This is a genomic window from Streptomyces sp. NPDC057099, from assembly GCF_042671245.1.
In the GTDB taxonomy this organism is placed as follows: Bacteria; Actinomycetota; Actinomycetes; order Streptomycetales; family Streptomycetaceae; genus Streptomyces; species Streptomyces purpurascens.
Window position 1 is genome coordinate 1 of the sequence record NZ_JBHUTX010000090.1, and the last position, 11,761, is coordinate 11,761.

General features: G+C 72.1%; 8 protein-coding genes. 3 read left to right on the forward strand and 5 right to left on the reverse strand.

Annotated elements, in window-relative coordinates; translation table 11 throughout:
- Positions 1–172: 172 nt before the first annotated feature.
- The 3 genes from ACFT4A_RS41935 to ACFT4A_RS41945 form a co-directional block, all read right to left on the reverse strand.
- Positions 173–964 (reverse strand): S1 family peptidase, encoded by a 792-nt coding sequence (locus ACFT4A_RS41935; protein WP_382841824.1) that lies wholly within the window; start codon positions 962–964, stop codon positions 173–175.
- Positions 965–1,171: 207 nt separating this feature from the next.
- Positions 1,172–4,024 (reverse strand): AAA family ATPase, encoded by a 2,853-nt coding sequence (locus tag ACFT4A_RS41940; RefSeq protein ID WP_382841826.1) that lies wholly within the window; start codon positions 4,022–4,024, stop codon positions 1,172–1,174.
- A gap of 204 nt (positions 4,025–4,228) precedes the next feature.
- The gene (locus tag ACFT4A_RS41945; protein ID WP_382841829.1) at positions 4,229–5,038 is read right to left on the reverse strand and encodes a response regulator transcription factor; all 810 of its coding nucleotides are present in this window, start codon (positions 5,036–5,038) and stop codon (positions 4,229–4,231) included.
- Between the two features lie 125 nt (positions 5,039–5,163).
- Between ACFT4A_RS41945 and ACFT4A_RS41950 the strand changes: the two genes are divergently transcribed.
- Both ACFT4A_RS41950 and ACFT4A_RS41955 read left to right on the forward strand, forming a co-directional pair.
- Entirely contained in the window at positions 5,164–6,834 is a 1,671-nt protein-coding gene (locus tag ACFT4A_RS41950; RefSeq protein ID WP_382841832.1) for an AMP-binding protein, read from the forward strand.
- A complete protein-coding gene (locus ACFT4A_RS41955) occupies positions 6,831–8,429 on the forward strand; it encodes an AMP-binding protein (protein ID WP_382841834.1) in 1,599 nt (532 codons plus the stop codon). The genes ACFT4A_RS41950 and ACFT4A_RS41955 overlap by 4 nt, the downstream gene beginning before the upstream one ends.
- 1 nt (position 8,430) lies before the next feature.
- Here ACFT4A_RS41955 and ACFT4A_RS41960 read toward each other — a convergent pair whose 3' ends face one another.
- Complete coding sequence (locus tag ACFT4A_RS41960) at positions 8,431–8,943, reverse strand: GNAT family N-acetyltransferase (protein ID WP_382841837.1); 513 nt, start codon at positions 8,941–8,943, stop codon at positions 8,431–8,433.
- A gap of 28 nt (positions 8,944–8,971) precedes the next feature.
- A complete protein-coding gene (locus tag ACFT4A_RS41965; RefSeq protein WP_382841840.1) occupies positions 8,972–9,763 on the reverse strand; it encodes a hypothetical protein in 792 nt (263 codons plus the stop codon).
- A gap of 174 nt (positions 9,764–9,937) precedes the next feature.
- Here ACFT4A_RS41965 and gcl point away from each other — a divergent pair, with 174 nt between their 5' ends.
- The gene (gene gcl, locus ACFT4A_RS41970) at positions 9,938–11,722 is read left to right on the forward strand and encodes a glyoxylate carboligase (RefSeq protein WP_382841843.1); all 1,785 of its coding nucleotides are present in this window, start codon (positions 9,938–9,940) and stop codon (positions 11,720–11,722) included.
- Positions 11,723–11,761 lie beyond the last annotated feature (39 nt).

The following is an 11,761-nucleotide window of genomic DNA, read 5'->3' on the forward strand; positions in this document are numbered from 1 at the left end:
ACCACGACAAACAGCAAGCGGCAGGTCTTCTCTGAAGGGCCCGTACCCCCCGGGGTGGGGGGCCCGAGGGGGGTGCGAAGGGGCCCCCCGGCCCCGGGGGCCGGGGGGGGGGCGGCCCCCCCCCAACGCCCCCTGGTCTTTCACCTGAGGGGTACTCAGGAGCTGGTTCTGGTTACGAGTTGACCTGCGTCGTGACCAGGTTGGAGAAGGTGGTCAGCCGGGTGTACACACCCGGGTAACCGGCCTGGGCGCAGCCTTCGCCCCAGGAAGTGATGCCTGCCAGGACGCCCCCGATGAGCAGGGGACCGCCGCTGTCGCCCTGGCAGGTGTCCACGCCGCCGGAGGTGTATCCGGCGCACACCATGTCGCTCTGCACGAAGTCGGAGCCGTAGGAGCTGCCGCAGCTGGAGTCGGACACGGTCGGAACCGTCGCGGTGCGCAGCTGGTTGGAGGAGCTGCCGCCCGCGGAGGTGGTGCCCCAGCCGAGGATGCGCGCGGTGGCGCCGGCCGCGTACACCGAGGTCTGGGACGAGGTGACGTACTTCGCCGTGGTGTACGGCATCGACGTCGACAGCGTCAGCACGGCCACGTCGTCGCCGTTGGTGGCGTCGGTGTAGCTCGGGTGGATCCATATCTTGCTGACTCTGCTGACGGTGCCGTTGGTGCCGTTGAGGTAGGTGCGGCCACCGACCACCCGCACGCTGCTGGTGGTCTCACCGACCATGCAGTGCGCGGCGGTGACGACCTTGGTGGGCGAGACCAGCGTGCCGCCGCAGAACTGGTTCTGCGAGGCGTCCGTGATCTGCATGACGAACGGGTACGCGGTCGTCGTGGTCGTGCTGCCGCCGACGATCGGCTGGGGGGCGGCGACGGCGGAGGGAGCGGTGAACAGCGCGGTCGCGGCGGCGGCAGCGGTCACCGCGGCGACGGCGGCGGCCTTCTTGGCACGGTTGAACCCGAACATGGGTCTCCTTGGGGAGTTGCCGGTGGGGGGTCGCGCGGGTGGTCGTGATGCACGGGGACCCTGACGCCGTTGTTCGGATCTCCGTGTGCCCGGCGAGCGGCACGCCCCCAAGCTAGAGCCCGGCACAGGGGGCTCCCAATGAGGGAACCCCCTAAGGGAGTTGGGAAGGGAAAACCCTCGGTCGCGCCCCGCGAAACCGGGTGAGGGTCAGGTCGTACGGCGGCCGGCGGCGAGGCGGACGATGTCCACCCGCGAACGGATCCCCAGCTTCCGGTAGACCCGGGTCAGCGTCGCCTCGACGGTCTTGACACTGATGAACAGACGGGCCGCGATCTCCCGGTTGGTCGCACCCTCCATCACCAGCGAGGCGACCTGACGCTCCATCGAGGCGAGGCCCTCCAGCGCGTCGAGCGCGACGGGCGGCGCGACGGAGGCCGGCTCCACCGGCGTGGAACCCGCCGCGACGGCCGCGTCGACCTGCCGCAGCCAGGGCAGCGCCCGGCAGCGCCGGAACAGCCGGGCGGCCTCGTCGTACGACGCCGGCCCCGGCAGGGGAGTGCCGCCGGTGCGGGGCAGGGCGGCGACCTGGGCACGCAGCCGGGCCAGCGCGAACGCGGCCCGCGCCTCCTCCAGGCCGTAGCCCAGCCTCCCGAGCCGGTCCCGCACGGACGCCAACCGCACGAGGGCGGCCTCGTGTTCGCCGCGAGCCGCCCGCACCAGCGCCTCGGCCCGGTCCAGCACGGCCAGCACGCTCTCCCGGCCCAGCCGCAGCGCGTGCGCCCGGGTCGTGTCGATGACGTCCTGCGCCTCGCCCGGTTCACCGATGCGGACCAGGGCCTCGGCGAGATCGCCGTGCCAGCGGCCGCGCGCCGGGTCGTTGATGCCGAGGCCGTGCTCCAGCTCCCGCACCCGGCGCAGCGAACGGACCGCGGCCCCAGGGTCCCCGGCCACCAACTGGGCGTAGCCCAGGGCCGCCAGAGCCCGGGACAGATACATCTGGTCGCCGTCGACCTCGGCGTGGTCGGCCGCCTCGCGCGCGAGCGCCAGCGCCCGGTCCACGTCCCCGGCGGAGGCCTCCGCGAGGGAGGCGAGCATCGCCGAGGCACCCTCGCCGATCCCGGCGTCCCGGGCCAGCCGCAGACTCTCGCGGGCCAGGTCGAGCGCCCGGCCGCAGTGCCCGGTGCGCAGTTCCGTGTCGGCGAGGAAACGCAGGAAGTGCACCTCGCTCTCGACCATGCCGCGCCGCCGCACCTCGCGCAGCAGAGCGGTGATCACCGCCCGCGCCTCCGGCAGCCGGTCGCTCATGATCAGCCAGCGGAACCGGGCCGAGCCGGCGCCGTTGTGATGGCAGGCCACATACGGGTCCTGGGGTTCCCGCAGCGCCCGTTTGACGGTCGCGGGCGCGCCCGGATGGCCCATCAGGGTCTCGGTGGAGGCCTGGAAGGACAGCGCCATCAGCTCGGTGCGCCGGTCCCCGCCCCGGGCGGCCAGCTCCGCCGCGTGCTCCGCCTCCTGCCGGGCCTCGGCGAAGTCGCCCTCCACGACCAGACCGCGCCAGGCCAGCTGGTAGTGGACCAGGGCGAGCAGCCCCGGGTCGTCGCCCGCGTCGGCCAGCACCTGCGGGAAGACCGCGTCGACCTCGCCGAGCGCCTGCCCGGCCGCCTCGATGACCACCATCCAGGCCCGCACCCGCTCGGCGGGCACGGTGGCACGCGTCAGTACGTCGCGGGCGATGTCCCGGGCGAGATCGGCCTCGCCGGCGGTGATCGCGTCCTCCGCGGCCTGCAGACGCCGTTCGTCCGGGCCCGGGGTGCTGTCCGCCGGGGTGTGCCGGGCCGCGAGCAGCCCGAGCGAGGCCGCCACGGACGGCGCCCCGCGGTCCAGGGCCAGCGCTCCGGCCTCGGCGAGCCGGGCCGCCACCTCCGGGTCGGTGCCGGTCGTCGCCAGGGCCAGGTGCCGGGCTCGCTCGATCGGGTCGGAGGCCGCCGTGGACAGCGCGGCGTGCACGGCCCGCCGCTCCTGCGCCGGGGCCTCCGCGTACAGCGCGGCCGAGATCAGCGGATGCGCGAACCGTACGGCGGGCCCCTCCGCGTCGGTCGCCAGCAGCCCGAGCGCCGCCGCCTGGGCCGTCTCGGCCTCGGCCTGCTCCCGGCCGGCCGCGTGCAGCAGGGCCAGCGTGGGGCGGGCACCGGCACTGGCCACCAGGAGGGTGCGGCGCGCCTCGTCCGACAGCATCTCCAGCCGGCTCAGCACCAGGGCCCGCAGCGAGGTGGGCACGGGCAGCGGCTCGCCGGGCCGGGGCCGGGTGGGGCTCTCGGCCAGGGCGCGGCCCAGTTCCAGCGCGAAGAGCGGGTTGCCGCCGCTGGTGCGGTGGATGTCGCGGATCGTGGAGCGGGACAAGGGGGTGTAGCCGCGGTGGTCGAGCAGCGCCGAGACCTGCGTACGGGTCAGCGGGCCCAGCCGGACGGCGAGCGTGTCGGGCGGGGACGCGCGTAGATGACGGTCGTACTCCTGGCCCTCGGTCCGCACCGCGCACAGCATCTGCACGGGCGTGTCGCCCAGCCGGCGGGCGGCGAAGCCGAGCAGTTCGGCACTGGCGGCATCCAGCCACTGCAGGTCGTCGGCGACGACGAGAACCGGCCCCTCGGCGGCGAGGGCGCGCAGCGCCGACAGCACGGCGAGGCGCAGCGCGAGCCCGTCACGCTGGAGGGTGGACTCGCCGCGGCCGGTGAGCGCCGACTCCAGGGCGGTGCGCTGGGCGGAGGGCAGCTGTTCCGAGACCTCGTCCAGGACCAGGCCGAACAGGTCGGCCAGCGCCAGGAACGGCAGGTGGGATTCGGACTCGGTGGCCGAGCAGCGCAACACGGTCCGCGCCGAGCCGCCGTAATCCGCGGCCAGCGCCCGCAGGATCGTCGACTTTCCTATTCCCGCGGGGCCGTGGAGCAGCACACTTCCGCCTCGGCCCAGCTGTTCACGCGCCGACGTGAACAGATCCTCCCTGCCGATGACCAGGTCGGGGCGGCACCTGGGAGGCTCCTGGAAGTCCCGTCGCACGGTCACGGCTCCCCTCCCTGTGTCGTGTCCTGGCCAATATTAGGCAACCGCCCTTTGAATTTCGGACGGACGGCGTGGTGAGGGAAATAACAACCTACGCCGCCGGGCGAATTCATTGGGCCCCCGAATGCGGCGGCGGACGCCGTAGGCGCCCCGTCGGGAAGCTTTCGGTATATCGAACGAACCTGCATATCCGAAAACATCACAAACCTACGGCAACCATCCCGCCCGACGCGCGGCGACCACGGCCTCGCCCCGGGTCCGAGCCCGCAGCTTCCGCATGGCCGACCGCAGATACCCCTTGACGGTCTCGGGCGTCACGCCCAGCCGCTCGGCGGCGACCGCGTTCGTGGCCCCCGCGGCGACACACGCCAGCACATCCACCTCCCGAGGCGCCGGCCGGACCCGGGCCGGCGAGGCGGATCCGGCCGTCAGCAGCGCACACGCCTCCAGCAGCTCGTCCCGCAGCTCCGGGTCCGCGATCTTCGGGGCCAGCGCCCGCAGCGCCGCGTGCGCCTCCCGCACCTGCTCCCAGCCCGCGCCCGCCCCGCCCCCGGCGGCGAGGGTCCGTGCCTCGTCCCGTACGACCAGGGCCCGCTCCACGTCCCGCGCCGCCTCGACCGCTGCTTCCAGCATGCGCCCGCCCAGCGGCAGGGCCGTCCGCAGCGCCCCGTACAGCACCCCGCGCACCCCGTGCCGTACGACCACGGGCACGGCCAGCACCGAGCGCAGCCCCTCCACGGCCACCGGGGCGTCGTACTCGTGGCTGATCTGCCGCGACACCGAGTAGTCCGTCACCACGCACGGCCGGGCGAGGACCACCGTCTTGCCGCCCAGCCCGTTCCCGGACGTCACCGCGAGGGAACGCAGGGCGTCCGTCGCCGTGCCGCTCAGCTCGCTGATGCGCATCTGCCGCCCGGCCTCCAGCAGGCCGCCGAAGGCGACCGGGAGGCCGGTGGCGCGCCGCAGACGCAGCAGCGCGTTGCGTATCTCGACGGCGTCGGACGCGTCTGCTGTCACCTGTTCGCCCCTTCACTACGGCTCCTGTGCGGGCGCACCCCCCGTTCGGGGGTAGTGAGACTCGCATCACGGATTACACGATGGTTGGGAGCCGCCCGGCAATGGTCCGGTACTCAGGAGGACAGATGACATCGGCGACGGAGATGTTCCGCGAGGCGCGGGACTTCCTGCTGGAACACCGCGAGGACTACGCCACGGCCTACGACGGCTTCCGCTGGCCCCGTCCCGAGTGCTTCAACTGGGCGCTCGACTGGTTCGACGAGATCGCGGACGGCAACGCCCGCACCGCCCTGCACATCGTCGAGGAGGACGGCCGCGAGACCCGGCTGTCCTTCGGGGAGATGTCCGTGCGCTCGGCCCAGTTCGCCAACTGGCTGCGCGCCCGGGGCGTGCGCGCCGAGGACCGGATCCTCGTCATGCTCGGCAACCAGGCCGAACTGTGGATCATCGCGCTCGCGGCGATGAAGCTGCGCGCGGTCGTCATCCCGGCCACCCCGCTGCTCGGCCCGGCCGACCTGCGCGACCGTGTCGACCGCGGCCGGGTCCGGCATGTCATCGCGCGCTCCGAGGACACCGGGAAGTTCGTCGAGGTCCCCGGCAGCTACACGCGCATCGCGGCAGGTACGGCCCCCGAGGGCTGGCTGCCGCTGGACGACGCGTACGGCGCCCCGGCCGACTTCGCCCCCGATGCCCCGACCCGGGCCGACGACCCGCTGATGCTCTACTTCACCTCGGGCACCACCGCCCGGCCCAAACTCGTCGAGCACACCCACACCTCGTACCCGATCGGGCACCTGTCGACGATGTACTGGATCGGCCTCAAGCCCGGCGACGTGCATCTGAACATCTCCTCCCCGGGCTGGGCCAAGCACGCCTGGTCCAACCTCTTCGCCCCCTGGAACGCCGAGGCGACCGTCTTCCTGTACAACTACACGCGCTTCGACGCGGCCCGTCTCATGGCGGAGATGGACCGGGCCGGCGTCACCACCTTCTGCGCCCCGCCGACCGTGTGGCGCATGCTCATCCAGGCCGACCTGACCCAGCTGCGCACCCGGCCGCGCGAGGTCGTCGCCGCCGGTGAGCCGCTCAACCCGGAGGTCATCGAGCAGGTCCGCCGGTCCTGGGGCGTCACCATCCGGGACGGCTTCGGCCAGACCGAGACGGCCGTACAGGTCGCCAACAGCCCCGGCCAGCCCCTCAAGACCGGCTCGATGGGCCGGCCGAGCCCCGGATACCGCGTCGAACTGCTGGACCCCGTCTCGGGCGCGCCGGGCGCGAGCGAGGGGGAGATCGCCCTCGACCTGTCGGGCCGCCCCGTCGGCCTGATGACCGGCTACCACGGCGACGCGGACCGGACGGCGGAGTCGATGGCCGGCGGCTACTACCGCACCGGCGACATCGGCGCGCGCGACGAGGACGGCTACATCACCTACGTCGGCCGCGCGGACGACGTCTTCAAGGCCAGCGACTACAAGATCTCGCCCTTCGAGCTGGAGAGCGCGCTGCTGGAGCACGAGGCGGTGGCGGAGGCGGCGGTCGTACCCGCGCCGGACGAGCTGCGCCTCGCCGTGCCGAAGGCGTATGTCGTCCTGGCCGAGGGCTGGGAGCCCGGCCCCGACACCGCGAAGGTGCTGTTCGAGCACTCCAGGGAGGCCCTGGCCCCCTACAAGCGCATCCGCCGTCTGGAGTTCGGCGCCCTGCCCAAGACCGTCTCCGGCAAGATCCGCCGCATCGAGCTGCGCGAGGCCACGGCGGCCGGGTCGGACGCCGAGTACCGCGAGGAGGACTTCCGGTGACTTCGTACAGCCATGGAACCGGCGGGACGGCCCTGCTCGGCGACACGATCGGGGCCAACCTGGACCGGGCGGTGGCCGCCTGGCCGGAGCGCGAGGCGCTGGTCGACGTCCCGTCCGGGAGGCGCTGGACGTACGCGCAGTTCGGCTCCGCCGTCGACGAGTTGGCGTCCGCGCTGCATGCCTCCGGTGTCGCCAAGGGCGACCGGGTGGGCATCTGGGCGGTGAACTGCCCCGAGTGGGTGCTCGTCCAGTACGCCACCGCCCGCATCGGCGCGATCATGGTGAACATCAACCCGGCCTACCGCACCCACGAGGTCGAGTACGTCCTCAACCAGGCCGGTGTGTCCCTGCTGTTCGCCTCCGTCAGCCACAAGGCGAGCGACTACCGGGCGATGGTCGAGCAGGTACGGGACAGGTGCGCCGAGTTGCGCGAGGTCGTGTACGTCGGCGACCCGAGCTGGGAGGCGCTGCTGGGGCGGGCCACCCCGGACGCCCGGTCCCGGTACCCGGAGCTGTCCTGCGACGACCCGATCAACATCCAGTACACGTCGGGTACGACGGGCTTCCCCAAGGGCGCGACCCTCTCGCACCACAACATCCTCAACAACGGTTACTTCGTGGGCGAGTCGATCGCCTACAGCGAGCAGGACCGGGTGTGCGTCCCCGTCCCCTTCTACCACTGCTTCGGCATGGTGATGGGCAATCTGGCCGCCACCTCGCACGGCGCCTGCATCGTCATCCCCGCCCCGTCCTTCGACCCGAAGGCCACCCTTGACGCGGTCCAGCAGGAGCGCTGCACCTCGCTCTACGGCGTCCCGACCATGTTCATCGCGGAGCTGAACCTCCCCGGCTTCGCGGCGTACGACCTCTCCTCCCTGCGCACCGGCATCATGGCGGGCTCGCCCTGCCCGGTCGAGGTGATGAAGCGGGTGGTCGCCGAGATGCACATGGCGGAGGTCTCCATCTGCTACGGCATGACCGAGACCTCCCCGGTGTCCCTCCAGACCCGGCGGGACGACGACCTGGAGCACCGCACGGGCACCGTGGGCCGGGTCCTGCCGCACATCGAGGTCAAGGTCGTCGATCCCGCGACGGGCGTGACACAACCTCGGGGAGCGGCGGGCGAGTTGTGCACCCGCGGCTACAGCGTGATGCTCGGCTACTGGAACGAGCCGGAGAAGACCGCCGAGGCCATCGACGCCGGCCGCTGGATGCACACCGGCGACCTCGCCGTGATGCGCGAGGACGGCTATGTCGAGATCGTCGGCCGCATCAAGGACATGATCATCCGGGGCGGGGAGAACATCTACCCCCGCGAGATCGAGGAGTTCCTCTACGGTCACCCGGGCATCCAGGACGTCCAGGTCGTGGGCATCCCGCACGACCACTACGGCGAGGAGGTCCTGGCCTGCATCATCGCCCGCGACCCGGCCGCCCCGCCGACCCTGCACGACGTACGGTCCTTCTGCGAGGGCCGGTTGGCCCACTACAAGATCCCGAGCAGGCTTCAGATCCTCGACTCCTTCCCGATGACGGTGTCCGGGAAGGTACGCAAGGTGGAGCTGCGGGAGAGGTTCTCGGACGGGCAGGGGTAGCTCACAGCGGTGCGCGCATACATACCCGTGGCCAGCGGTCCAGGCCGTGTTCGGTCTCCGTCGTGCGGATCGCGCGCAGGCCGGGGGTGAGGTCGGGCTCGGTCAGGGTGTGGAAGCCGAGGCGGGCGTAGTAGGGGGCGTTCCACGGGACGTCCGTGAAGGTGGTCAGCGTCAGGGCGGTCAGGCCCTCCTCGCGGGCCCGGTCGGCGGCGTGGGCCAGGAGGTCTCGGCCCACGCCCCGGCGCGCGGCACGCGGGTGGACCGAGACCTGCTCGATGTGCAGCGCGCCGTCCACGGGTTCGGCCAGGAGGTACGCGACCGGGTGGTCCCGCTCGTCCACCGCGACCCAGCAGCGGCCGGCCCGGCGGTAGCGCTCCAGTACGTCGAGCCCCGGCGGCTCGTCGTCGGCGATCTCCGGCATGCCGAGGTCGCGGAAGGGGGTACCGGCTGCGCGTTCGATGTCCTGGAGGGCGGGGAGTTCGGCGGATGTCGCCGGGCGGATGCGGGTGGGCATGCCGTGAGTATGGGGCGCGGTGATGCGCTCAGGGGGCCGATTTTCCGGTGCCGGCGGTGGACAGGGCCTCGGCCGGGGCGTTCACCGGGCGCGGTGTGCCCGTGAGGTCGAGGACGAACAGGGGGATGGCCAGGGCGTCGGCGCGGGCCCGGGCGTCGTCCGCGTACCCGGCGAGGGAGAAGTAGAGGCAGTCCACGGACTCCGTCATGGCCGTCAGCCACAGGCACTCCACGTCCCGCAGTGTCGCGGGGCGCACCGCCGGGTCGACCTGCGCGAGGACGCCGCGGGCGGCGAGGCCGATGCCGGACGGGGGACGCTGGTCCGCCCGGCGTACGTCCCGGTAGCCGAGCCAGCGCAGATACAGCGCGGTGGCCGTGACGGCGTCGCGCGCGGTGCGGATGGTGACGGACCGGAAGGGAGGCCTGGCGGCAGCATCAGCATCAGCGGCAGCGGCGCCTGTGATGGCGGTGGCGGCCGCCGCGTCCCGTGCGTCCGGCGTGGACTGCCGGGAGGCGGCGGCGTCCCGGTCCGTCGCGCCGTCCCGGTCCGTCGCTCCCCGCCCCTCCGCCACCGGCACCCGCAGCACCGTCCCGCACGCGCACCCCAGTTCCGGGCGCGGCCACTCCCCGCTCCGGCCGCAGGACGCGCAGCGTACCGTCACCCAGTCCTCCTGCCAGACGCGATGCGAGACGGGCGTCGCCGGACGGCGGTGGTCCAGGGGCGGGGCGACCGGCGCCCCGCACGCACAGGGGTACACCGGAGCCGTGTAGCGGTGCTCGCGCCGGCAGGCCGGGCAGCGCACCGGGACGGTCTCGGCCATGTCTCTCCAGAACCGCGTCGCGTCGGGACAGCGGATCCATCGTGCTCCTTGACGGCCTTCGGCAGCCCCACTTACATTAATTCCAGATCGTAGAAAAAGTTTTCCACAATACGGAAGAGCTCACCGCGGGGCGCGACGGGAGTGCGAATCCGACAGCCGAAGCAGGAGTACTCGATGGCTCGAATGACCGCTGCCCGCGCGGCAGTTGAGATCCTCAAGCGCGAGGGCGTGACCGACGCGTTCGGTGTCCCGGGCGCGGCGATCAACCCCTTCTACGCGGCCCTCAAGGCCTCCGGCGGCATCGCCCACACCCTCGCCCGGCACGTCGAGGGCGCCTCGCACATGGCCGAGGGCTACACCCGCACCCACCCGGGCAACATCGGTGTCTGCATCGGCACCTCCGGCCCGGCCGGCACCGACATGATCACGGGCCTGTACTCCGCGACCGGCGACTCCATCCCGATCCTGTGCGTCACCGGCCAGGCCCCGACCGCCGTGATCCACAAGGAGGACTTCCAGGCCGTCGACATCGCCTCGATCGCCAAGCCGGTCACGAAGATGGCCGTGACCGTCCTGGAGGCCGCGCAGGTCCCCGGCGTCTTCCAGCAGGCCTTCCACCTGATGCGCTCCGCCCGGCCCGGGCCGGTCCTCATCGACCTGCCGATCGACGTCCAGCTCACGGAGATCGAGTTCGACCCGGAGACGTACGAGCCGCTCCCGGTCTACAAGCCGGCCGCGACCCGCGCCCAGATCGAGAAGGCGATCACGCTCCTCAACGAGTCGGAGCGGCCGCTGATCGTCGCCGGCGGCGGGATCATCAACGCCGACGCCGCGGAACTGCTCGTCGAATTCGCCGAGTTGACCGGCACCCCGGTGGTCCCCACCCTCATGGGCTGGGGCGTCCTCCCCGACGACCACGAGCTGAACGCCGGCATGGTCGGCCTCCAGACCTCGCACCGCTACGGCAACGCGACCTTCCTGGAGTCCGACTTCGTCCTCGGCATCGGCAACCGCTGGGCCAACCGCCACACCGGCAAGCTCGACGTCTACACGGCCGGCCGCAAATTCGTCCACGTCGACATCGAGCCCACCCAGATCGGCAAGATCTTCGCCCCGGACTACGGCATCGCCTCCGACGCCAAGGCCGCGCTGGAGCTGTTCGTCGAGGTGGCGAAGGAGTTGAAGGCGGCGGGCAGGCTGCCCGACCGCACCGAGTGGGCCGCCTCCGCCCAGGAGAGGAAGGCGACGCTCCAGCGCCGTACGCACTTCGACGACATCCCGATCAAGCCGCAGCGCGTCTACGAGGAGATGAACAAGGCTTTCGGCCCGGAGACCCGCTACGTCTCCACCATCGGCCTCTCGCAGATCGCCGGTGCGCAGATGCTGCACGTCTACCGGCCCCGCCACTGGATCAACTGCGGCCAGGCCGGCCCGCTCGGCTGGACCGTCCCGGCCGCGCTCGGCGTCGCCAAGGCCGACCCGGAGGCGTCCGTCGTGGCGCTCTCCGGCGACTACGACTTCCAGTTCATGCTGGAGGAACTGGCCGTCGGCGCGCAGCACAAGATCCCCTACGTCCATGTCCTCGTCAACAACTCCTATCTGGGCCTGATCCGTCAGGCGCAGCGGGCGTTCGACATCGACTTCCAGGTCAACCTGGAGTTTGAGAACATCAACGCCCCGGAGCTCGGCGTCTACGGCGTCGACCACGTCAGGGTCGCCGAGGGCCTCGGCTGCAAGGCGATCCGCGTCACCGACCCCGCCGAGCTGGGCGCCGCCTTCGAGCAGGCCAAGAAGCTCGCCGCGGAGCACCGGGTCCCGGTCGTCGTCGAGGCGATCCTTGAGCGGGTCACCAACATCTCCATGTCGACGACCAACGACATCGGCAACGTCGTGGAGTTCGAGGAGATCGCGACCGAGCCCGGGCATGCGCCGACCTCGATCAAGACGCTGAAGATCTGACGCGGCAGGAGCGCGTACGAGCAGCTGTCTCTTATACAC

What these genes read in the sequence shown, in the direction of transcription:
- gcl (WP_382841843.1), top strand. Translation starts at nt 9,938, where the DNA reads ATGGCTCGAATGACCGCTGCCCGCGCGGCAGTTGAGATCCTCAAGCGC.
- ACFT4A_RS41950 (WP_382841832.1), top strand. Translation starts at nt 5,164, where the DNA reads ATGACATCGGCGACGGAGATGTTCCGCGAGGCGCGGGACTTCCTGCTG.
- ACFT4A_RS41935 (WP_382841824.1), bottom strand. Translation starts at nt 964, where the DNA reads ATGTTCGGGTTCAACCGTGCCAAGAAGGCCGCCGCCGTCGCCGCGGTG.
- ACFT4A_RS41965 (WP_382841840.1), bottom strand. Translation starts at nt 9,763, where the DNA reads ATGGCCGAGACCGTCCCGGTGCGCTGCCCGGCCTGCCGGCGCGAGCAC.
- ACFT4A_RS41960 (WP_382841837.1), bottom strand. Translation starts at nt 8,943, where the DNA reads ATGCCCACCCGCATCCGCCCGGCGACATCCGCCGAACTCCCCGCCCTC.